Annotated in this window: 19 protein-coding genes; 6 read left to right on the top strand and 13 right to left on the bottom strand. The window is 62.9% G+C overall.

The window, feature by feature from the left end; all coding sequences use genetic code 11:
- Positions 1-72 precede the first annotated feature (72 nt).
- The 3 genes from DFR51_RS08180 to DFR51_RS08190 all read left to right on the top strand — a co-directional run bounded on the left by DFR51_RS08180 (position 73) and on the right by DFR51_RS08190 (position 4,129).
- Entirely contained in the window at positions 73-1,989 is a 1,917-nt protein-coding gene (locus DFR51_RS08180; RefSeq protein WP_121049058.1) for a potassium transporter Kup, read from the top strand.
- A 50-nt stretch (positions 1,990-2,039) separates the two neighbouring features.
- Complete coding sequence (locus DFR51_RS08185; protein ID WP_126494834.1) at positions 2,040-2,801, top strand: tryptophan-rich sensory protein; 762 nt, start codon at positions 2,040-2,042, stop codon at positions 2,799-2,801.
- 287 nt (positions 2,802-3,088) lie between these two features.
- On the top strand, positions 3,089-4,129 hold the full coding sequence (locus DFR51_RS08190; RefSeq protein ID WP_121049064.1) for a hypothetical protein: 1,041 nt from the start codon (positions 3,089-3,091) through the stop codon (positions 4,127-4,129).
- Positions 4,130-4,258: 129 nt separating this feature from the next.
- Here the strand turns inward: DFR51_RS08190 and DFR51_RS08195 are convergent, their stop codons facing one another.
- The 3 genes from DFR51_RS08195 to recR all read right to left on the bottom strand — a co-directional run bounded on the left by DFR51_RS08195 (position 4,259) and on the right by recR (position 5,864).
- The gene (locus DFR51_RS08195; RefSeq protein WP_121049067.1) at positions 4,259-4,654 is read right to left on the bottom strand and encodes a DUF983 domain-containing protein; all 396 of its coding nucleotides are present in this window, start codon (positions 4,652-4,654) and stop codon (positions 4,259-4,261) included.
- The gene (gene def, locus DFR51_RS08200; RefSeq protein ID WP_121049070.1) at positions 4,654-5,199 is read right to left on the bottom strand and encodes a peptide deformylase; all 546 of its coding nucleotides are present in this window, start codon (positions 5,197-5,199) and stop codon (positions 4,654-4,656) included. Before def ends, DFR51_RS08195 begins: the two co-directional genes overlap by 1 nt.
- Positions 5,200-5,267: 68 nt before the next feature.
- Positions 5,268-5,864 carry a recombination mediator RecR gene (gene recR / locus DFR51_RS08205; protein WP_121049073.1) on the bottom strand — a complete coding sequence of 199 codons (597 nt, stop codon included), beginning with the start codon at positions 5,862-5,864 and terminating at the stop codon, positions 5,268-5,270.
- Between the two features lie 68 nt (positions 5,865-5,932).
- Between recR and fmt the strand changes: the two genes are divergently transcribed.
- The 3 genes from fmt to DFR51_RS08220 all read left to right on the top strand — a co-directional run bounded on the left by fmt (position 5,933) and on the right by DFR51_RS08220 (position 8,170).
- Complete coding sequence (gene fmt / locus DFR51_RS08210) at positions 5,933-6,835, top strand: methionyl-tRNA formyltransferase (RefSeq protein ID WP_121049075.1); 903 nt, start codon at positions 5,933-5,935, stop codon at positions 6,833-6,835.
- Positions 6,835-7,575: a tRNA pseudouridine(38-40) synthase TruA gene (truA, locus tag DFR51_RS08215; RefSeq protein WP_121049079.1), complete on the top strand. Its 741-nt coding sequence runs from the start codon at positions 6,835-6,837 to the stop codon at positions 7,573-7,575. The genes fmt and truA overlap by 1 nt, the downstream gene beginning before the upstream one ends.
- A 232-nt stretch (positions 7,576-7,807) precedes the next feature.
- Positions 7,808-8,170, top strand: coding sequence for a hypothetical protein (locus tag DFR51_RS08220; RefSeq protein ID WP_121049082.1), 363 nt, complete (start codon positions 7,808-7,810; stop codon positions 8,168-8,170).
- A 4-nt stretch (positions 8,171-8,174) separates the two neighbouring features.
- Here DFR51_RS08220 and DFR51_RS08225 read toward each other — a convergent pair whose 3' ends face one another.
- The 10 genes from DFR51_RS08225 to DFR51_RS08270 all read right to left on the bottom strand — a co-directional run bounded on the left by DFR51_RS08225 (position 8,175) and on the right by DFR51_RS08270 (position 20,947).
- Positions 8,175-10,094 (bottom strand): XrtA/PEP-CTERM system amidotransferase, encoded by a 1,920-nt coding sequence (locus DFR51_RS08225; RefSeq protein ID WP_121049085.1) that lies wholly within the window; start codon positions 10,092-10,094, stop codon positions 8,175-8,177.
- A gap of 3 nt (positions 10,095-10,097) precedes the next feature.
- Positions 10,098-11,633 carry an exosortase A gene (gene xrtA / locus DFR51_RS08230; RefSeq protein WP_160119224.1) on the bottom strand — a complete coding sequence of 512 codons (1,536 nt, stop codon included), beginning with the start codon at positions 11,631-11,633 and terminating at the stop codon, positions 10,098-10,100.
- Complete coding sequence (locus DFR51_RS08235) at positions 11,630-12,874, bottom strand: TIGR03087 family PEP-CTERM/XrtA system glycosyltransferase (RefSeq protein WP_121049091.1); 1,245 nt, start codon at positions 12,872-12,874, stop codon at positions 11,630-11,632. The genes xrtA and DFR51_RS08235 overlap by 4 nt, the downstream gene beginning before the upstream one ends.
- 4 nt (positions 12,875-12,878) lie before the next feature.
- On the bottom strand, positions 12,879-13,931 hold the full coding sequence (locus DFR51_RS08240; RefSeq protein ID WP_121049094.1) for a FemAB family XrtA/PEP-CTERM system-associated protein: 1,053 nt from the start codon (positions 13,929-13,931) through the stop codon (positions 12,879-12,881).
- On the bottom strand, positions 13,928-14,806 hold the full coding sequence (locus DFR51_RS08245) for an XrtA system polysaccharide deacetylase (protein WP_121049097.1): 879 nt from the start codon (positions 14,804-14,806) through the stop codon (positions 13,928-13,930). The genes DFR51_RS08240 and DFR51_RS08245 overlap by 4 nt, the downstream gene beginning before the upstream one ends.
- Positions 14,803-15,891: an XrtA/PEP-CTERM system-associated ATPase gene (locus DFR51_RS08250; RefSeq protein WP_121049100.1), complete on the bottom strand. Its 1,089-nt coding sequence runs from the start codon at positions 15,889-15,891 to the stop codon at positions 14,803-14,805. The genes DFR51_RS08245 and DFR51_RS08250 overlap by 4 nt, the downstream gene beginning before the upstream one ends.
- A 71-nt stretch (positions 15,892-15,962) precedes the next feature.
- A complete protein-coding gene (locus DFR51_RS08255; RefSeq protein WP_121049104.1) occupies positions 15,963-17,666 on the bottom strand; it encodes a porin family protein in 1,704 nt (567 codons plus the stop codon).
- The gene (locus DFR51_RS08260; RefSeq protein ID WP_243445419.1) at positions 17,656-18,654 is read right to left on the bottom strand and encodes an XrtA-associated tyrosine autokinase; all 999 of its coding nucleotides are present in this window, start codon (positions 18,652-18,654) and stop codon (positions 17,656-17,658) included. The genes DFR51_RS08255 and DFR51_RS08260 overlap by 11 nt, the downstream gene beginning before the upstream one ends.
- A gap of 38 nt (positions 18,655-18,692) precedes the next feature.
- On the bottom strand, positions 18,693-20,213 hold the full coding sequence (locus DFR51_RS08265) for an XrtA system polysaccharide chain length determinant (protein ID WP_160119225.1): 1,521 nt from the start codon (positions 20,211-20,213) through the stop codon (positions 18,693-18,695).
- A gap of 95 nt (positions 20,214-20,308) precedes the next feature.
- A complete protein-coding gene (locus DFR51_RS08270; protein ID WP_121049113.1) occupies positions 20,309-20,947 on the bottom strand; it encodes an XrtA/PEP-CTERM system exopolysaccharide export protein in 639 nt (212 codons plus the stop codon).
- Positions 20,948-21,056 lie beyond the last annotated feature (109 nt).

A 21,056-nucleotide genomic window follows, 5' to 3' on the forward strand; every position in this document is an offset into this window, starting at 1 on the left:
AAGCGCTTACGTCGAGAGGCGCCCGGTGAATCCACATGGAATCTTTATGCCGCCAGGGCCCACATCCGGGGCATGACAACACATATAGATGCCTCCCCCGCCGACACCACGGCTTCACCCACCCACGGCCCCAGGGATAGCCTCCCCGTGCTGATGCTCGGCGCTATCGGCGTCGTGTTCGGCGATATCGGCACGTCGCCTCTTTATGCGCTGAAGGAGAGCTTTATCGGACCGCATCCGCTGGCAGTGGATCGGCTGCACATCTTCGGCGTGCTCAGTCTCATCTTCTGGTCGCTGATGCTGATCGTGACGGTGAAGTACGTGCTTGTCGCGATGCGCGCGCACAATCGCGGAGAGGGCGGCTCCTTCGCACTTCTCGCGCTTGTCTCGCGTCATCTGGGCGGCAGCCGTTGGAGCAGTGTGCTGGTGCTGCTGGGCGTTCTTGCCGCATCGATGTTCTATGGCGATGCGATGCTGACACCGGCGATCTCGGTGCTTTCGGCGGTTGAGGGGCTGACCGTCGTTGAAGCGAACCTTCAGCCGCTGGTGGTGCCGATCGCCGTGGCGATCCTGATCGCGCTGTTTCTCATCCAGTCGCGCGGCACGGCGCGTGTGGGCGCGCTGTTCGGACCGATCGTGCTCGTTTACTTCGCGGCGCTTGCGACGCTTGGCGTGGTCAACATCGCCGTGCACCCGAAAATTCTCGGCATTCTAAACCCGTGGCGGGCGTTCGAGTTCTTTCTCTACGATAGCCGGCTTGCGTTCCTTGCGATGGGATCGGTGTTCCTCGCCGTTACCGGCGCTGAAACGCTCTATGCCGATATGGGCCACTTCGGGCGCAAGGCAGTGGGCCTCAGTTGGCTGACACTTGCCTATCCGTGCCTGATGCTGAACTACATGGGCCAGGGCGCCCTGCTTCTCACCACGCCAGAGGCGGTCGAGAACCCGTTCTACCTGATGGCGCCCGAATGGGCCCGGCTCCCGCTCGTGCTCATCGCGACAGCCGCCACGATCATCGCCAGCCAGGCGGTGATCTCTGGCGCCTTTTCCGTTACGCATCAGGCGATCCAGCTTGGTTTCCTCCCGCGCCTCCGCACGCTGCACACCAGCGAGAAGGCTGCGGGGCAGATATATATTCCAGCGATCAACTGGGGCCTGCTGGTCATGGTTCTGGTGCTCGTGCTCGGCTTCGGGGAATCGACCCGGCTCGCCTCGGCCTACGGCATCTCTGTTATCGGCACGATGCTCATCACCACGGTGATGCTGGGCTTCCTGGTGTTCAAGGTGTGGCGCTGGAACCGCTGGCTGGCGGCGGGCACGATCGGCCTGTTCCTGGCGGTGGACGGCATCTACTTCGCCTCCAACATCACCAAAATCCCCGATGGCGGCTGGTTCCCGCTCGCGGTGGCGGGCGTGCTGTTCACTGTGCTGACCACCTGGGCGACCGGGCGGCGCCTGATGAACACGCGGCTGGAGGAAGCGGACATACCGCTGCCGGTCTTCATCAAGTCGGCCATCGCGTCGGCCCACCGCGTGCGCAACACGGCTGTGTTCATGTCGGCCTCGTCAGAAGGCGTCCCCTCTGCCCTCCTCCACAATCTGAAGCACAATCAAGTGCTGCACGAGCGCGTGCTGATCCTGACCGTGCGGGTGGAAGAAGTGCCCTATGTCGATCCAGGCAAACGGCTGGAGGTGCACGGCGCCGGGCAAGGCTTCTACCGCGTGATCCTGCACTACGGATTCATGGAAGACGTCGATATCCCGCGCGAACTCGCGGCGCTCGATTGCATCGGCGCCCCGTTCGACATGATGACCGCCAGCTTTTTCCTTGGCCGGCAGAAGCTCGTCGTCTCCGCGGAAAAGCCGGGCATGGCCCCATGGCGCGAGCGGCTGTTCGCATGGATGAGCAAAAGCTCCGAAAGCGCGATGGAGTTCTTCAAGATCCCCACCAACCGCGTCGTCGAACTGGGAAGCCAGGTGCAGATTTAGGAAGGGGGGCGCCCGCTTCCTCGCCCTTTTCGGGGAGAGGATACGGAGCTTTGCCGACAAGCCAGTTAGGCGAAGTCGGTGAGAGCGGGCGCGTGCGCTCAGCCACTTTAAGCATCATCTTAATTGTCCGGCGCCATGTTGGCAAAATGAGCAAAGGACCTGAGCCGATCGACAGTCGCCGCTGGACGGGTGACATTGATGACACGCCGAAACCCGCATTGGTGCCTGCGCTGCCATCACGCTTTGTCGGGCCGGTCCTGGTGGTGCTGATGGCGAGCGGTTTAATGTTCGCCGCCTCCAGCCTGATTTGGGTTGCCTCAGGGTCGCCTATGGTCGTTGCGCCTCCAATGAAGGTCGCGACGCTCAAGTTTCCGCTGCTTGCGGCGTTCGGCACGCTGTTTCTTCTGCGTTCGCGGCCACGTCAGGCATTCGTCTGGACAACGATCGTCTTCAGCTTCAGCCTCTTTCTGGCGTACCAGTTTGGCTATCTACACGATCTCAACACCCCGCGCACGGAGAAGCAGGCCACTTACTTTGTCGAGAATATCTCACGTCCGGGGTATGGGGGGCGCAGAGAGTCCCGAATCTTTCCGGAACTCCGATTATCGACGGAACGCGGCACTTACATTTCCATTCCCACAACGCGCGCCTTCGCAAAACGGCTCACAAGTGGGGACAGCTGCCTGAAAGCGAAGGTATCACGCGGTCGCTACGGCTTCGCCTTTATCGAACCCATTATCCTGTCGGCCGGTGACGGCACAGGTTCCTTCCTCGTCGCGGCTGTAAATCGTAAACGCTGTTTTAGTCTCTGATCAGAGCAAATGGACCAACGGAAAGGCTTTTCCGGCGGCGGGCCTCGTCTCAATTACAAGCCGCAGTTCTGGGACGCCCTGCTCCTGACAGCGTCAGCGGATGCCGAATGGCACCTTACGGCTCTCGGAAGATGTGCAGAACGGCTTCGTCACGCGGCGGCTGAAGGTTGTAAATCCGTTGAGGAAACAGGTGAACGCAAAGTTAGAGGTAGTTCTGAAGGCCTGATCCGTCCATTTGGATCGAAAGCCCTATTTTTGCTTTAGCAGATATAACATATGAAGCGGCTATGTTTAAATCACCCACGCTTTTCATTGTCGGTGCAGGCGCCAGCCATGAGGCGGGGATGCCTATTGGTACTACGCTGACTGGAGAGATCGCGAAACTTCTGTCCTTGGATGTAGATTTTGGCGATCGCGTCAACAAGGGCGACCACAAGATCTTCTTTGCATTGAAGCAACTGGTGACTGAACACAGCTGGGGTGAAAATAGCTTCATACAGTCATCCAGAGCTGTGGCTGAAGCCATGCAACTTGCTCTCTCGATCGATACCTTTCTCGAGTCCCATTTCGAAAATCGAGAGTTCGTCCAGCTTGGCAAGCTCGGAATTGCGCGTGCGATTTCACTTGCCGAGGCTCAAAGCAAAATGAAGCCCGGCAAGGAGAACAATGCCCCATTTCGCATGACCGCCCTCTCCGACACCTGGTACTACAGTTTGGCAAGGCAGCTTTTTACAGGCGTGCCCGCCCATCGTCCAGAACTCGCATTTGAGAACGTCACGTTTGTAGTCTTCAATTATGATCGATGCTTACAGATATTCTTGATGCATGCAGCAGCGATGTATTTTAGGATTACGTTACCGCAGGCTACACAGCTGATGCAGAACGTTCGCTTCATCCACCCTTATGGGACAATCGGCTCCGTGTTCGAGGGCTCTCCCGATTACGTCCCGTTTGCCTCTGATCAGTTCGACCTCAATACTGTCGCTTCAAGGATCCGAACGTTTTCGGAGTCCTCGGATCTCGCATTCGATATCCGACGAGAGGTTTGCAGAGCGGAAACGATCATTTTCCTTGGCTTTGGTTTCCACGGCCAAAACATGGCATTGCTCGACGTCGGCAAGGACTATGGAATTGAGGAGCCCCCTCCGAAACGGGTATTCGTCACCACGAAAGGCTTATCAACGAGTGACGAGGGTGTTGTCAGGGGGCAGATTTCTCATGTGCTGTGGGCCACACCACAGCCCCTTAATGACATGTCATCTATATCAACAAACAATGGCACATGCGCCGAGCTTTTCTCTGCTTACTGGCGAAGTCTTACAAATTAATAGTCGGCAATTTGGGGGCGGTATCCGGACGAAGTGCTCTCGAACTTCAAGAAAGAAACAGCCAAACCGACGACTGCTTTCTAGAATCGAAGATCAAAGTTCCAAATAACCCGAGGAGGAGCCGACCCCCTACTCCGCCACCTCATCCCCAAACCCGTGCAGGCGCCTCGCCCACTGATACCCGATCACCGCGCCCTTCACGGGCTGGATCATCGCCAGTGCCAGCGCGGCGGTCAGGCTGATCCAGATCGGGATCTGCCATTCGTAGGGCACGTCGAACGCCGTGTTCACCTCGTACATCGTCGGCACGAGGATGTGGCCGAGCAGCAGGATGACGATGTAGGGCGGGAAGTCGTCGGCCTGGTGGTGGTGCCATGCCACGCCGCATTTCGGGCAGTGGTCCACGGGTTTCAGGAAGCTGCGGAACAACTTCGCCTCGCCGCAGGCCGGGCATTTGCCGGCAAGCGCGCGCGGCAGGAAGGTCCGGAAGCTCCGGTTTGCGTCTTCAGCAGTTTCAATGGTCATCAGGCGGCCTTTGCACCCTTGCGGAGCTTCGCGAGCTTCTTCAGCAGCATGTCGCGTTTCAGCTTGGAGAGGTGGTCCACGAAGAGGATGCCTTCGAGGTGGTCCATTTCGTGCTGCAGGCAGGTGGCGAGCAGACCGTCGATCTCTTCGTCGTGCGCCTTGCCGTCGTAATCCAGCCATGTCGCGCGGATGCGCGCGGGGCGGTCCACATCCGCATATTGCTCGGGCACCGAAAGGCAGCCCTCGTTATAGGTCGCCAGCTCCTCGGATTCCCACGTGATTTCGGGGTTCACGAAATAGAGCGGCTTTTTCACGCGGTTCGCGGGCACATCTTCTGCGCCTTCCGCCGGTTCCTGCAGGTCGATCACCAGCACGCGCTTCGCCACGCCCACCTGAATGGCGGCAAGGCCGATGCCGGGCGCGTCGTACATCGTCTCCAGCATATCATCCATCAGGCGGCGCAGGTCGTCGTCCACGCGCTCAACGGGTTCGGATATCTGCCGCAGGCGGGCGTCCGGCGCCTCAAGAATGGGTAGAATGGCCATGAATGCTAGCTAGGTACGCCCGCGCGCGGGGTCAAGGTGCCGGAATGTCGCGCAAGGTTACGCTCTGCTCAGGCCACAGGTCTGCGCGCGCGCAGCGCCTGCGCGATCGTGCCTTCGTCGAGATAATCGAGCTCCCCGCCCACGGGCACGCCGTGCGCGAGCTGCGTCACCGAAACGCCGCAGTCCGCCAGCCGCTCGGCGAGGTAGTGCATCGTCGTCGCGCCTTCCATCGTGGCGTTCATCGCAAGCACGACCTCCTCGATGCCGCCCGCGTTCACGCGCGCCATCAGCGGCGCGATGCTGAGATCGCCCGGCCCGACGCCTTCAAGCGCGGAAAGGCGCCCACCGAGCACGTGGAAGCGCCCCGGAAACAGCCGCGCGCGGTCCATCGCCCACAGGTCCGCCACCTCCTCCACCACGCACAGCAGCTTCGCGTCGCGGCGCGGATCGGTGCAGACGCCGCAGGGGTTCGCCGTGTCCACATTGCCGCAGATGTCGCAGGTGGCGAGGTTTTCCTCCACCGCCTGCAGCGCCGCGATCAGCGGTTTCAGCGCGATCTCGCGGCGTTTTAGCAGGTGCAGCACGGCGCGGCGGGCCGAGCGGGGGCCGAGACCGGGGAGCCGCGAGAGCGCTTGGCTGAGCGCGTCGATTTCGGGGGACGACATACGGCGCCCATCTATCGGCGTGCGCGGGCGTCTTGCAAGTGCTCCGCGCGGCGGCTAGCGGGTCGGGGATGCGGATTGTCTTCATGGGAACCCCGGCTTTCGCCGTGCCGGCGCTCGAGGCGCTTGTGGCCGCGGGGCACGATGTCGCCGCCGTCTACACGCAGCCGCCCCGCCCCGCGCAGCGCGGCAAGCAGCCGCAAGCCTCGGCGGTGCAACAGGCGGCCGAGCGGCTGGGCCTGCCCGTGCGCTTTCCGGTGAACTTCAAGGACGAGGCGGACCGGGAGGCCTTCGCGGCGCTCGGCGCGGATGTTGCCGTGGTCGCCGCGTACGGGCTGATCCTGCCGCAAGCGATTCTGGATGCGCCGCGCCGCGGGTGCCTCAACATCCATGCGTCGCTCCTCCCCCGCTGGCGCGGCGCCGCCCCGATCCAGCGCGCGATCCTCGCGGGGGACACCTCAACCGGCGTCACCATCATGCAGATGGAACGCGGGCTCGATACCGGCCCGATGCTGCTCACCGCCGAGACTCCCGTGGACGCCAAGACCGCTGGGGCGCTGACCGACGAACTCGCTGCGATGGGCGCGAAGCTGATCGTCGAAGCCTTGGCCCGCGACACGCTCTCCGCCGAGCCGCAGCCCGCCGAGGGCGTCACCTACGCGCACAAGATCGACAAGGCCGAAGCTGCGCTCGATTTTTCCAGGAGCGCCCCGGAGGTCGAACGCGCCGTCCGCGCTTTCAACCCCGCCCCCGGCGCCTTCACGCTGCTCGGGCAAGAACGCCTGCGCATCCTCGCCTGCGATGTGGTGGATGCCAGCGGCGGCCCCAGCGTCACGCTCGACGACCAGCTCACCATCGGCTGCGGCACCGGCGCGATCCGGCCCACGCTCGTCCAGCGCCCGGGCAAGCGCGCGATGGACGTAGCCGAAGTGCTGCGCGGCTTCCCGGTTCCGGCGGGAACCCGGCTCGGCTGATGCAGCGCTTCAAGCTGACCATCGAATACGACGGCCGGCCCTTCGTGGGCTGGCAGCGGCAGGACAATGGCCCCAGCGTTCAGCAGACGCTGGAAGAGGCCGTCTTCGCCGTCACGCAGGCAAAGACGCTCGTCTATGGCTGCGGGCGAACCGATGCGGGCGTCCATGCCGAGGGTCAGGTCGCGCACGTCGATATCGCCAAGCCGCTCGCCGCGTTCCGCCTTCAGGAGGCGCTGAATGCCCACCTCCGCCCCGCTCCGGTCGCGGTCGTTGCGTGCGAGGTCGCTGCGCCTGATTTCCACGCCCGTTTCGACTGCACGGGCCGCCGCTACCGCTACGACATCATCAACCGCCGCACGCCGCTCACGTGGCAGTCCGGGCTCGCATGGCATGTCGCGCGCCCGCTCGACGTGGAAGCGATGCACACCGCTGCACAGATCCTTGTGGGGCGCCACGACTTCACCACGTTCCGCTCGGTCCACTGCCAATCGGCAAGCCCGCTCAAGACACTGGACCAGCTCGACGTCGTGCGGACGGGTGACCGAATCGCGATCCACGCCGCCGCCCGCTCGTTCCTTCATCATCAGGTCCGCTCCATGGTCGGCTGCCTGAAACTGGTCGGCGACGGCAGCTGGAGCGCCAACGATTTACGCCGCGCCCTCGAAGCGGCAGACCGCACCGCGCTCGGCCTTAATGCGCCGCCTGACGGGCTTTTTTTCGCCTCCGCGCACTACGGGTAAATGTCGAAATCTTTTACGTTTTCGCTGACTTCATTGCGGTTATGTCACAAGCTGTGACGTAACATCCTTGAAACACGCACCTTTCCCATTTTGGCACAGTCTATGCATTTATTGTGCGCACAATTCGAAGAGTAACAAACTCTCAAGTCCTGGGTCTTAGGGAAAGAGGCCGGTGGCGCCTGTCGCAGCTTCGGCAACGAAGTCATGGCAGCCGCCGGATGAAGGGTTGAACATGGCGTCTCACGTCCGCACGGAACGGCACACGGCTGCGCGTAACACGATTCTGCTCTGGCTTGCCGGAGTGATCCTCTTTGCTGGCATCGGGCTTCTGCTCACGTATCACGCGCTGCGTGACAGCTCGATTTACGCAAGCACGATGACACCGCTGATGTCAGAACGCGACCAGACAAGCCCGGCACCGACATTGAAAACTGTAAAGGTCCGCCAGACCGACGCGGCCGCCGATATCGCGCGCGCGCATTCCAGCGCGGTCGCTTCGGCGAAAAGTGAGGCGGCGCTGGAGCCGGCAGCGCTTGCGGCTGAACAGCCCGCTGATTCGGCTCCTGTCACTACAGCCGCAATACCGGCCCCGTAGACCTTCAGGCGGCGAGCGCCGCCGCCGGCGTTGCGGTGAGCGCCGCGAGCGAACCTTCCAGCATCAGCATCTGCCACAAAAGCCGGCTGTGATCGGCGCGGCCGCTGCGGTGTGCTGCGGCGCAGGCAGCGAAATAGTTCATGTCGAACCAGCCGCTGCCCGCGACGTGGGAGCCATTCGCCAGCGCAGCGACACGGTCAGCCAGCGCCCCGCGGAACCAACGGTCGATCGGTACCGAAAAGCCCATCTTGCGCCGGTACAGGATATCCTTCGGCAGATAGGGTTCCATCGCCTTCTTCAGCAGCCACTTGCCCTCCCCGCCGTGCAGCCGGAAGTCACTCGGCAGTCCGGCCATCCAGCCGACGAGTTCGTGGTCGAGCAGAGGCTCGCGCGCCTCCAGGCTCACCGCCATGCTGGTGCGGTCCACCTTGGTCAGGATGTCACCGGGCAACCAGATCATCATGTCGGCATATTGAGCGCGGCCGAGCATGTCGTCGGCGGGCGCGCTGCACATCGTGTCGGTATAGAGTGTCCCGGCCCAGTAACCGCCGATCTCGCGTTTCAGCGCGTCCGAGAACAGACGCGAGCGAATGCGGTCCGGCGTCACGCTCACGGCGTGGAAATAGGCCTCTGCGCTGTCCATCGCGATGGCTTCGAACGTCGATTTTGCGCGCAGCACACGCGGCGCCCAGTCGAGCTTCGGCCAAGCGCGGCCGAGCCGCCCGAAGACGGTCTGCCGCAACCCCGGCGAAAGCGCACCACGCACCCGCTCCTCGTTCATGTAGAGCCGGTAACGGCGATAGCCGGCCATCGCCTCGTCAGCGCCGTCGCCTGAAAGCGCCACCGTTACCGTCTCCCGCGCAAGTTCGCTCACGCGGTAGGTCGGCAGCGCAGAGGCGTCGGCGAACGGCTCGTCGAACGCACGCACGAGTGTGTCGATGAGGCCGTAATCGTCGGTCGTCACCGTGCGGGCGCGGTGATGCGTCGCGTAGCGTTTGGCAATCGCCTCGGCGTGGCCTGTCTCGTCGTAAGCCGGATCGTCGAAGCCGATCGAGCAGCTGTTGACCGGCGTATCGATCAGCCCCGCCATCAGCGCGACCACCGCGCTTGAATCGACGCCGCCCGAAAGGAACGCGCCCACCGGCACGTCCGCAACCAGCCTCAGCGCCACCGCCTCGCGCATCCGCGCGGTCAGTTCCTCGGCCAGCGCCTCGGGCGAGCCATTCACGCGGCCGTCGAATGCGATGTCCCAGTAGCGGCGTGGGCGGGCCGGAGTAGCGGCGCCCCAGCGCAGTGTCAGCGTGTGCCCGGCAGGGAGCTTCTTCACGGCGCCCAGCAAGCACTTGTCGTCCGGCACGTAGCCGTAGGCGAAATAATCCTCGATGGCGCGCGGATCGATGGCGCGGGAAAGACCCGGCCACATCAGCAGCACCTTCATCTCCGACCCGAAGATGAACCGCCCGTCGCCGAGATCGGCGTAGTAAAGCGGCTTCACGCCGAGCCGATCGCGCGCAAGGAACAGCGTACGCGCAGTCTCGTCCCAGATCGCGAAGGCGAACATGCCGCGCAGCTTGTCGACACAAGCCTCGCCCCATGCGCGCCACGCTTCGATGATCACCTCGGTGTCGCTGTCGCGCTTGAAGGTGTGGCCGAGCGCCTGAAGCTCGCGGCGCACCTCGCGGAAATTGTAGATTTCCCCGTTGAAGATGATCTGGATCTTGCCGTCTTCGCTCGGCATCGGCTGAACGCCGCCCGAGATATCGATGATCGAGAGCCGCCGGTGCCCAAGCCCCACGCCGGGCGCACGGTAAAAGCCGCTGCCGTCGGGGCCTCGGTGCGCGATCACGTCTGTCATGGCGCGCAGCACCGGCTCCGGGATCGTGCGATGCTCGCGCTGGTCGAAATATCCGGCGATGCCACACATAAGCTAGCGCTCCACCGTGGCGGTCTCGATCACGGTGTCGACGGGGCCGAGCGCCGCCGCGAAACGTTCGATCGTCGGCATCGCGCTTACCAGCTCGTCACGCCGGTCGGCAGAGATCACGAGCGTGCCCGCCAGCGTCTCGCCGCCGAGCAGCCGCGATTTCAGCCCTTCGATCTTGGCCGTGTAATCACTGCCGGTCAGTTTGCCGTTCACCAGGAAGAACTGCCAGTTGTCGCGCACCGTTCCGCCATTCTTGATCTGCTGCGCGCGGCCGTTCGGCGGACCCTTCTCGTTGCGCGCCCACGACCAGTCGGTTTCAGGCGGAAGCAGCCCCTGCTTGTAGCCGATGAGCTCGCCGTCTTCGCTCTGACGGTCGAACACACCGATGTAGAGGTCGATCGGCTGACCTTCGCCGTCTACGTAGCGTGCGATGGCCTCCGCGGAGACGCCCTTGTAGTGCGGCTGCCACTCTGCGCGCCCTTCGATCCGCTGCCAGCCTACCAACTCGGGAAGAACGATTGCGGCGGTCTGGGTATCGGGCGCACGGTTCGCAACGACAAGTCCGTACACGGGACCCGCCGCCATCGCGGCGATACCGATCGCCGCCGCAACATAGGCTGCGCGCGGCGCGGACGGCGCGGGAGGCGCAGGCTGCAGCCGCGCCGGATCGAACGCGGGGTCGTCGACCGGTCGGTCGAAGAAGCGCCAGCCGACCGCGACCAGCAGAAACATGACAATCGCGAAGAATATCCAGCCGTAGATGATGTGGTCCACACCCGCCGCGAAACCCGGTGTCGTCAGGTGCGAGATGTAGATCGTGCCGAAGGCGCGGATGCCGTTCGCGATGATCGACAGCGCGATCGCCGAAAGCACGAACAGAATGCGCCGCGTCCAGCTCTTGAAGCACAGGTTTGCAACGAGCACGCTGAACGCGATCATCGCGATGAGGAAGCGCACGCCCGAGCACGCCTCGGCGACTTCGAAATTGCCGTTCGGGATGGCGATGAACACGCCGTCAATGAAGGCCGGAATGCCCGACCATTCGAGCAGCTTGATGCAGATCGCCGCCGTCACCGTTTGCAGGATCGGGACGAGTTGCTCGCCAGCCGGTATCATGAACAGCGCGAAGAACAGCACGAACGCGAGCCCGCGCGAAACGGTGAGCCCAAATACCAGCGGCACGCTGACGATAAGGAGCCCGACGACTGCCATGTGACGCAGAAGAGCGACACCCGAAGCCTCGCCCACCAGCCAGCCCGCGCCGCCGATCACCATCAGGATCGCCGCCGGATACCAGGGCTTGGGTGTCAGCGCGGAAAGCTCGCTGCGACGCTGCCACACCAGATAGGCAAGGATCGGCGGGATCAGCAGGCAGTGCCCGAACGTGTCGGTATTCCACCAGAGGTTGAAGATGTGCGCGACATCGTTGCGAAGCAGCAGCAGGATCGCGACGGCCACCGCCGCCCAAGCGATGATCGCCGCGCGCCACCCTCTTCCGGTCGCACCTGTGCGGGCTTCGAACTCGCTCATATCGTTCATGCCGCTTCTACTTTCGGATCTGCCGCGCCGAGCCCCAGCCACCCGTCGAGTTTCGCGAGCTGAGCGGACCATGCGTAGCGGCTTTCGACCTGTCGCCGTCCGCTTTCGGCAAGGCGCGTGCCGAGCGCCGGGTCTTCCAGCACGGCGCAAACACCTGCAGCGAAGGCTGCCGCGTCGTCGCGCACGAGGAGATCCCGTTCCGGTTCCGCATCGATGCCGGACCATGCAGCCTCGGTCGCCACTACGGGCCGGGCCATTGCCATCGCTTCCAGCACTTTGTTCTGCACGCCGCGCGCAATGCGGATCGGCGCAACCACCACATCCGCCGCGGCAACATAGGGCCGCACATCGGGCACGCGCCCAGTCACGATAATGCCTTCGCGGCTGCCCAGCGCCTGCACCTCCGGTGTCGGCTTGCCGCCAACGATGAAGAACCGCGCTTGCGGATAGCGCTTGCGGATAAGCGGCAGGATGGCATCGGCGAACCAGCAGACGGCATCGGCATTGGGCCGATAGTCCATTGCGCCGGTGAATACGAGCTTCGGACCTGCCCCGATCCCGGCCTCATCGCCAAGCGGAGTGAAGTCGGCGCTGGGCGAGAAGTAATCGAGATCGACGCCGTTGTGCAGCGTATCGACCGTGTGCGCATAAGAACCGGCGATCCGCTTGAACATCGCGGTTTCCGCGTCGGAGACGAACAGGCTGACGTCGACATGGCGCGCCACCTGCTTCTCGAACGACTGAAGCAGTTTCGCCTCGCGCGCATAGAGCCACGATTTCGGCCAGCGGCTCTCCTTGGCGTACTGCGCGAACTTGTCGGAATCGATGTCGACGAAGTCCATTACCGTGCGCCGGCCCTGCGACGTATGGCCGAGCGCATAAGGTGCCATCTGGCTTGAAAAAACGAACATGCGGTCGATGTCGTGCTGCTTCACGCGGTCCCACACCCAGCGCTTCATCGCGCGGTCGTCGAAAAGCGAGATGCTGAGCGCCTCCCCCTTGCGCCAACCCGAAAACGCGCGCTTCAGCTTGTCCTTGGGGTCCATCGGGATGAGCTTCACGGATTTGCAGACGCTCGCCAGGAAATCGGCGTGCTTCATGTCCTCGGGATCGTCCACGAACGCCCCGAGATGGACCGGCGCGCGTTCCGCGACATATTTCAGGATGTTCCACGACCGGATCTTGTCGCCCTTGTCGGGTGGATACGGAATGCGGTGCGCAAGGAACAAAAGATCACCCATCGCCCTACCCCAGCGACCGCGAAACGAGCGGCCCCATCCGGTTCGCAAGCCACAGCGGCAGGCGGCTCCACACATCGGTCATCAGTTTATACTTGGGGTTATTGGGATTGACGTCGGGCATCGTGCGCCCTTCCGCCAGCCGATATTCGTACACGAGCGGCTGCGGCTCGAAGCCCCAGTTCTTCTTGAAGGAGAATGCGCCAGTATCATACTTCGAACGCCCGAAATCGAACGCCCGCCGTCCGCGCGCCACGGCGTGCTCCATCAGCATCCAGTACATGTGGTCGTTGGCGCGCAGCGCCCGCGCCGCCGCCGTGCCGCCGCCATAATAGGGATAGACTGTCTCCGCGTCGTAGAGCGACAGCACCGAGGCGACGGGCGTGTCCTGATGATACACGGTGAGAATGTCCGCATCATCGCCAAAGTGGCGGACGATCTCGGCAAACAGCCGCGCCGGAAACACCGGCGTCCCAAGGTTGCGCACGCTTTCCGAATACACAGCGAAATGGTCGCGAAGCGCCTTTTCGTCCGAAGCGACGCGCACGCTGAGATCCATCGTCAGCGAGCGGCGCACCTCGGCGCGCTGCTTCCGCGGGATCGCCTTCAGGTTCGCGTCGCTGTCTGCAGCAAGCGGCCGCGCGAAGTTCGCATAGGTCTCCGCCTTCACGGCCCAGTCCGGGTGCAGCGCCTCGGTGCCGCGATATTCGAGCACGCCGATGCCCGCCGCCTCGGCAATCCCCCATGCCGCCTTGTCGAGCGCCGCGAGCGCGCACGGATCGGCGGCCAACGGCCCGCCGCGCACGGCAAAAGCGTTCGAAATCAGGGCCGATCCAAACAGCCCGGACTTGAGGGCGATCAGCGGCAGCACCGCGTCTCCTGCCATCAGATAGTGCGGCGTATGCCCCAGCGCGTCGCGGATCGCCCTTCCCCATGCCGTCCGGTGGAACGGTGTGGCGCCGGGATGCGTCTGCACCGCCGCGTCGAACGCTGCCGCTGCCGCGGCATCATCGAGATCGATTTCCGTGACCGTCGGCGCGATTGGGCTTTCCGCGTTCATGCCGCCGCCTTCAGCGTCTCACGACCGAGGAACACCCGATCCATTCGGTCCCAGCGGAACCGGTCCAGCAGGCGCGCGAGTTTCGCTTCCATCACATCGAGGTTCGTATAGTGGCGGATACGCGATTTGAGCGGCGCGCCCGGCACCACGGGCTGCTCGGGATCGATCTCCCAGGGATGGAAGTAGAACACCGTCGCCTGCCCTTCGACCCGGTTCACGCGATCGATCGCCCATTCCGAAAGACCGTAGGGCAGCAGCCGGAAGAAACCGCCGCCACCGCACGCCATGCGGCGCCCCGCGTATTCCACCGTCGTCACCGGCACTTCGATCATGTCCGATCCCGCGACCGGCGTGTGCGGGAAGCGCGGCGCTTCCGGCCAGCCATAATGGTCATGCCGGATCGGTGCGACCGAAGAGCTGTAGGCATAGCCCTCTTCGGCCAACACCTCGAGCGCCCAGCGGTTGCCGCTGCCGATGGAAAAGCTCGGCGCGCGATATCCCTTCACCTCGGCACCCGCTGCATCCTCGATCAGCGCGCGCGCCTTGCGGATGTCCGCGCGGAAGCTCTCCGGCGTGAACGTGTGCACCCGGTCGTGCGCGTAGCCGTGATTGGCAATCTCGTGGCCGTTCTCGACGATGCGGCGCATCAAAGCCGGTTCGCGCTCCGCGACCCAACCGAGCGTGAAGAACGTCGCGGAGACGTCCTTGTCGGCAAAAAGCTGAAGCGCACGTTCGGTGTTGCGGACGACGCGGCTATCCCATCGCGGCCAATCCTCGCGGCGGATTGTCGCCTCGAACGCGCCGACCTGGAAGTGCTCTTCCACATCGATCGACATCGCATTGCAGACGCCGTGGTTTCCCACCGCGCCGCTCATGCGCTTCGGCTAACGCCGTAAGGGCCGCGCTCGACCTCGTTCTGCTCGACAAGATCGGAAAGAATCCGAAGTACTTGCCGGAGGTTACGGTCGTTTTCTGAAGCATAATGTTCAAGGCGATCGATGCGCGCGAGAAGGCGATCGTCAAGCGCCGCTGCAGCGCCTCCGCCAATCCCGGCGACCGGCTGAACCGTATAACCGGCCTGCGTGCCGGGCACGGCAGCCAGTGAACCGCTGTTCGGCTGAATGACCTTTTCACGATCGCGGGGCGCATTGTCGCGCTGCAGATCGTCGGTCACCTCGCGCACGATCGATTCGTCGATCTCGTGCTTTTCTTCGAGCGCTCCGAACAGCAAAACACGCGCGCAAAGGTTGTTCAGCTTGCGCGGGACGCCGCCCGAATAGTCGAAAAGCGCATCGTAAGCGTCCTCGGTGAAGGCCGGATCCCCCGCCCAGCCGCAGAGCGCCAGTCGGTTCTCGACATAGGCGGGAATCTCATCGCGGCGCATCGGCTCCAGATGGTGAGAGGCGATCACGCGCTGGCGAAGCTGTTCGAGCTCCGACGAGTTGGCGAGTTTCTCGCGGAACTCCGGCTGACCCAGCAGGATCGTCTGGCTCAGCGGCTGTGCACCCGCACTGAAGTTCGAAAGCATCCGAAGCTGTTCGAGCGAGCCGATCGGCAGGTTCTGCGCCTCGTCCACGATCAACAGCACGCGGCGTCCCTGCTGGTGCTGCACGCGCAGGAAGTTCTCGATGCGCGTGAGCAGCGTCGCCACATCCAGGTTCTCGGCATTGATGCCAAGGCCCGTGGCAATCATCTTCAGAAGATTGTCTGCATCCACCAGCGACGTGACAATGTTCGCGACGACCAGCTTCGAGCGGTCGATCGTCTGCAACAAACGGCCAACGAGCGTCGTCTTGCCCGCGCCGACATCGCCGGTGATGATGATGAAGCCCTCGCCCTGGCCAAGGCCGTAGGTGAGATAGGCCATCGCCTTCCGGTGCGTCTGCGTGTCGACGTAGAAGCGCGGATCAGGCGTCAGCTGGAACGGGCGTCCGTTCAGGTTGTAGAACTCGGTGTACATGCTTTTGCCTGTGTTCCTCGAAAACGCCCCTCAGCTTACCCCGAAGTCATGACGTTTCAGTCAATCCGCTATCAGAAATTGTATCTCACACCCACGGATGCCGTGAACGTTGACGAATCCCCGCGTGTCTCGGTGATGCGATGCGTCCCGTAAATTGCTGCGTTTCCGCTCAAATTCTTGCTCAACCGGCGCGAGTACTGCGTACCGATCGTAAACTGGGTGTCCTTGCGCTTGACTGAAAGCGCATAGCTGTTCCGCGCCAGAAGCGCGTCAAAACCCAGTGTCTGCAGCTCGCCAAGTCGAAGCGCAACGCGACCGCGCACGCCGAAGGACTCATCATCGCCGAAGAGATTGGTGGGAAGCTCCACCTGGTTCGGCGCCTGCAACTGCTGGGCATCCACGTAACGGCGCTTGTCGTAGTAGGCTGATGCCGACCAGGTCAGCGCCTCGAGCGTGCGCGAGACCATCACCAGGCCGCGGTCAGATTTGAAGGTTGCGGGCGTCAGCGACTGCGTCAGTCCACCCAGGCACCCGCCATCATCCGATTCCGGATCGATACCCAAAACGCAGAACGGAACGCCAAGCTGGTCAATCCCGCCGACACGAACCGCATTGACCGGAACGCCATTGATCGACTGCGTCAACAAACGGCTGAAGCTGTTCAGCGTCTGCTGGAAATTGGCGCGCACATTCAAACCGCCGCGCGAGCGGTGATTGAAATCAAGGAAGAAGTTCGCAGAGCCATAGCGCTCGCCGGCCCGGAATTCGAGCGAAGTCCGACGTGATGGCGTGTAGCGGAACCCTCCGTTCCAGTAGACGCCGCTAAAATCATAAGCCGTACGGCGCGGCATCGCAGGGTCGACCTGGAAGTGATCGTTCTCATCGAGAACGGGTAGCCCGGTCACCTCGTCGAAAAGAATAGAGTCCTGTGTATTTTCAATATCTTCGTAGCCGCCGCTGCCAATGAGCTCGATCTTGCGGGAAATACGGAAGCTCAGTTCACCGCCTGCGCTGTAGCCGCGATACTTTTGGTTGAGCTGATCGACATCCTCGTGCGTACCCTGCGCATTCAGCGACCAGTTGATGGTGTTTGTCGCCCGCGTGGACGCGAGTGTGACGCTCGCCGTCTGCGAGATTGAATCGCTCAGGCGCGACCCGATACCGTCGCTGGGATCGAGGCCGATGCTACCGGGGCTGCTAAGCCGCTCGCGTGGCGAGTCCGCGGAAACGGCGCCCAGGCGATAGCGGCCCTGGAATGTCGCGAAGTCACCGATGCGCTGCTGGATGCTCGGCTCAACATAACCAGAAAATATCTGCGTCTGGTTGCCGCTCTCATCATCGGGATTGATCGCATTGAAGCCGCGCACGTCGGTGGCGTATTGCGATGCCGTGCCTCCGGCGTTGAGCAGCAGGAAGTCGTCGATCAGTTCCGCACGAATATTCGCGTTCGCATTGTGGCGGTCTTTCTGACTGAGGCTCCCGAATTCCTCGAACCGGCGTGAATAGCGATAGCTGATGTTGCCATCGACCCGGTTGGTATCAAGCAGCGCAGCAAAGCCCGCGCCGGCTTCCAGCCATCCCCGCGCATCACGGTTCGAGCCATCCGAAACCACCTGGCGGAGCGACACGAACGGCTTGAGTTCGACGTCAGCGTACGCGGACGACGGAACCATCGCCGTGAGCATGGACACGACCACGCCCGTTGCCGCCAGCGTACGGCAGCGCCCTACCTCCCGGCCCGCCCCGCTCATCGTCGCACCCACATCAGCTTCCATAGCCGTAATATGTCCCGAAGCGCCTGCCGACACCGGCATAGCGCACCTTGTTGAGCAGAATCTGCACGTGCTCGCAGCCATTCATCATCGAAAGACCGTCGCGAAGCTCGGTCTCACGCGTGTTCTCGGCCTCCACCACGAACATCACCTGGCCCACGTGCATGGCAAGCACCGAGGCCGCCGAAGACGCGAGCGCAGGCGGGGAATCGAAGATCACGATGCGGTCGCTGTAGCGCTTGGCGATTTCCTCGACCATGTCGCCCATGCGTTCCGATGCGAGAAGTTCGGTCGTCAGGTTGTGCTGGCGGCCGGCGGGCAGCACCGAGAGGTTCTCGATGTTGGTGCGAATGAGGCAATCCGAAAGGTCGAGCGTCGGATCGGCAATCACGTCGATCAGGCCTTTGCCGCCTTCAAGGCCGAGCGTCGACAAAATCTCGGGCTTCGCGAAGTCGGCATCGACGAGCAGAACAGTGAGATCCCGCTCCGAGGCGATCGAAAGCGCAAGGTTCGTCGCGCAGAACGTCTTGCCCTCGTTCGGCTGCGCCGAGCACACAAGAATGAGATTTCCGTTGCGGATTTCGTTTTCGCCGCGTGCCATGGCGTTGATGAGAAGCTGCCGCTTGACGATGCGGAACTCTTCTGCGGTGGCAGTCGCGGGCGCGTCCGGCACCACGTAGCCGAGATCGCGAAGTTCAGCGAGATCGATAACCCCGCGGCGACTGATGCGGTTGCTGTCGTCCGCGGGCAGGTGCACCACGGGCGTTTCCGGCGTTGCGAACTGCGGCTGAGGCTGCACCTGCGGGGCCGGCGCCGCTGCGGCAGACGCTGCCGGTGCGGGTGCGCGCGGCGCAGGGGCTGGCGCGGCCGCTGCCGGCGTCACGGTGGGACGCGGCGCTGCGGGTTTCGCCGGCACAGCTTGATCAAGCCGTCCAGCCGCCCGCTCAAGCAGAGAGGCGCGCGGCGTTTCGGACGGTTTCTCTTCACTCATCTTCATTACCTTCCGCACACACAGCCAAGGCCAGGGCGTTAAACGAGTTCATACAGCAGCAGGGCAAGATAGATCACGATGAGCCCAAGGCTGAGCACGCCGAACCCCCATAGCCACACCCTGTTCTGGGCGCGCTGGTTGTCCGAAACGATCTCCGTGACCGAACCCAGCACCGGATAGTCGAAGCGTTTTTCCAGCTGTGCCGCCGTGATGCAGGTCGTGTGCAGCTGGCTCAGCAGAAACGACACCGCCGCGCCCGCTCCAAGCCCGACCAGCAGCACCAGGCTGAGATAGAGCGGACGGTTCGGTGCGATCGGCTCACGCGGCTGCGAAGGAGGATCGACGACGCGGAATTTCACCTGCTGCGTCTTGGTTTCGACATCGCTGCGGAGGCGGATTTCCTCACGCGATTTCAGCAGCTGGTTGTACTGCGACTGCAGCACGTCGTAATCGCGATTGAGCTTCGCCTGCTCGGCGACGATGCCGGGCTGCTGGACCTGCCGCGACGACATTTGGGAAATTGTGTTCTGAAGCTGAGCGCGCCGCGCTTCAAGCGCTGCGACGGCGGATTGACGCTCGAAAACCATGCTTCTGAGGTTGACGTAGACGGGATTCGCCTGAGCGGCCTGTTGACGGAGCGCCGGGTCTTTCGCCTCGCGCGCAGCCTGCTGCTCAAGACGCCGCACCTGCGCCTTGGTTGCAACCACATCGGGGTGCTGATCGGTCCAGCCACGTGCGTACATGTCGCTGAGACTGCGGCCGAGCGCTGCGATCTGCTGCTGCGTCGGGCTCGATGCCATCGACGATCCTTCGATCACGAACGAAGGCGCATTGATGGTCGAAGGCGTTCCACCAATCTGGCGCTGCAAGGCCTGAAGCGAGTTCCGCGCCTGTGCCAGTTCGATCTCGACATTGTCGAGCTTGTTGCGCGCATCCGCCAGCCGCGTTGAGATGCTCCCCTCGCCGGGAAGCATTCCGAGGTATTTCTCCTCGAATTCCGCTTTGCGACGTTCCGCCTCTTCAAGCTGACGCGCGCGCTCGGCCAACTGATCTTCGAAGAAGCGGATCGCCTCGTTGATGTCGTCCCGGTCGGAGGCGACATTCTCTTCCATGAAGATCTGGATAAGGTTGTCGACGACGCGACGCGCCAGGTTGGCGTTCTGGGCGTTGCTGCGGTCGGGATCGTCTGACCTGTAAACGATCGTGAAAAGGTCTGCCTGCTGGCTCTGGACGGAGATGTTGTTCGTCATCCGCGCAATCAGCGCATCCAGTTCCTTGTCGTTTTCGAGGCCGACATCAAGCTCGGTGCGGCGAACGACCTTCTCCATGTTCACGCGCGATGTCAGTGTCCGCCGAACGACGTCCACCTGCCGCAACAGGTTTGCGCCCTGATAACCGAGCTTTTCCGGGATCAGCGATGCCCAATCGACGTAGACGCGGGCGCGCGATTCATAGGTGTTGGGGATCGTCGCCACGAACACCCAGCCGACGAGGCACACGGCCCACATCAGCGCAAGCCCGTACCAGCGCTTGCGCCAGACCCCGTAAAGGGTCGTCATCACTTCTTCCTGGATCGAATTCATGGCTTTTGCGGACCACCTGCCTGACAAGGATGAATGGCCTGGGGCCGATCTCCGTAACTATTCCGGAAAGCTTAGAAAAAGCTTTCCGGAATGATGATCACGTCACCGGGCTGCACGGCGACGTTCGCATTCGTCTTGCCACCCTTCAGCAGGCTTTCGATCTTGACCGCATATTCTTTCTGGGAATTGCTCGCCTTGTCGTAGCGAATGAGACGGGCGCTGTCGCCGGCGGCGTATTCGGTAAGACCGCCGACCGCGATCATGACGTCAAGAAGGGTCATGTTCGAACGGAACGGGATCGCCTGCGGACGAGCCGCTTCGCCAACGACGCGGACCTGCTGCGAAAGCGGACCGTTGAAGTTGTTCACGATCACCGAAACGATCGGCTCCTGAATGTAGGTCGCGAGCTTCTGTTCGATCTCGCGGGCGAGCGCCGAGGGGGTCTTGCCCGTCGCCACCATGTCTTCGATGAGCGGCGTCGTGAAGCGGCCGTCGGGACGCACGGTCACAGACGTCGAAAGCTCGGGGTTGCGCCACACGAAGATGCTGAGGGAGTCGAGCGGACCCACAATATATTCGGCGCCGGGGCCGTCTTCGGAAGCCTGGAATTGCGCGGGCGGCAAGGTCGGCAGCCCACCGTTCGAGGCGCAGGCGGAAAGCGCCAGGGCCGCCGCCAGGGCCGGAACGACCACATTAAAAGATTTCGCCATCTGAGATGAGTCCCCTCTTCAAACGCCCCCGCGTCCGCGGGAGACAAAATCAGGCCGACACGCCCTATGCGTGCCGGCTGGCCGCCTTTCCGCCCCTGAACCCGATACC

This window comes from Sphingosinicella microcystinivorans (genome assembly GCF_003634215.1).
GTDB lineage: Bacteria > Pseudomonadota > Alphaproteobacteria > Sphingomonadales > Sphingomonadaceae > Sphingosinicella > Sphingosinicella microcystinivorans.

What these genes read in the sequence shown, in the direction of transcription:
- DFR51_RS08180 (WP_121049058.1), top strand. Translation starts at nt 73, where the DNA reads ATGACAACACATATAGATGCCTCCCCCGCCGACACCACGGCTTCACCC.
- DFR51_RS08190 (WP_121049064.1), top strand. Translation starts at nt 3,089, where the DNA reads ATGTTTAAATCACCCACGCTTTTCATTGTCGGTGCAGGCGCCAGCCAT.
- DFR51_RS08195 (WP_121049067.1), bottom strand. Translation starts at nt 4,654, where the DNA reads ATGACCATTGAAACTGCTGAAGACGCAAACCGGAGCTTCCGGACCTTC.
- def (WP_121049070.1), bottom strand. Translation starts at nt 5,199, where the DNA reads ATGGCCATTCTACCCATTCTTGAGGCGCCGGACGCCCGCCTGCGGCAG.
- recR (WP_121049073.1), bottom strand. Translation starts at nt 5,864, where the DNA reads ATGTCGTCCCCCGAAATCGACGCGCTCAGCCAAGCGCTCTCGCGGCTC.
- fmt (WP_121049075.1), top strand. Translation starts at nt 5,933, where the DNA reads ATGCGGATTGTCTTCATGGGAACCCCGGCTTTCGCCGTGCCGGCGCTC.
- truA (WP_121049079.1), top strand. Translation starts at nt 6,835, where the DNA reads ATGCAGCGCTTCAAGCTGACCATCGAATACGACGGCCGGCCCTTCGTG.
- DFR51_RS08220 (WP_121049082.1), top strand. Translation starts at nt 7,808, where the DNA reads ATGGCGTCTCACGTCCGCACGGAACGGCACACGGCTGCGCGTAACACG.
- DFR51_RS08225 (WP_121049085.1), bottom strand. Translation starts at nt 10,094, where the DNA reads ATGTGTGGCATCGCCGGATATTTCGACCAGCGCGAGCATCGCACGATC.
- xrtA (WP_160119224.1), bottom strand. Translation starts at nt 11,633, where the DNA reads ATGAACGATATGAGCGAGTTCGAAGCCCGCACAGGTGCGACCGGAAGA.
- DFR51_RS08235 (WP_121049091.1), bottom strand. Translation starts at nt 12,874, where the DNA reads ATGGGTGATCTTTTGTTCCTTGCGCACCGCATTCCGTATCCACCCGAC.
- DFR51_RS08240 (WP_121049094.1), bottom strand. Translation starts at nt 13,931, where the DNA reads ATGAACGCGGAAAGCCCAATCGCGCCGACGGTCACGGAAATCGATCTC.
- DFR51_RS08245 (WP_121049097.1), bottom strand. Translation starts at nt 14,806, where the DNA reads ATGAGCGGCGCGGTGGGAAACCACGGCGTCTGCAATGCGATGTCGATC.
- DFR51_RS08250 (WP_121049100.1), bottom strand. Translation starts at nt 15,891, where the DNA reads ATGTACACCGAGTTCTACAACCTGAACGGACGCCCGTTCCAGCTGACG.
- DFR51_RS08255 (WP_121049104.1), bottom strand. Translation starts at nt 17,666, where the DNA reads ATGGAAGCTGATGTGGGTGCGACGATGAGCGGGGCGGGCCGGGAGGTA.
- DFR51_RS08260 (WP_243445419.1), bottom strand. Translation starts at nt 18,654, where the DNA reads ATGAGTGAAGAGAAACCGTCCGAAACGCCGCGCGCCTCTCTGCTTGAG.
- DFR51_RS08265 (WP_160119225.1), bottom strand. Translation starts at nt 20,213, where the DNA reads ATGACGACCCTTTACGGGGTCTGGCGCAAGCGCTGGTACGGGCTTGCG.
- DFR51_RS08270 (WP_121049113.1), bottom strand. Translation starts at nt 20,947, where the DNA reads ATGGCGAAATCTTTTAATGTGGTCGTTCCGGCCCTGGCGGCGGCCCTG.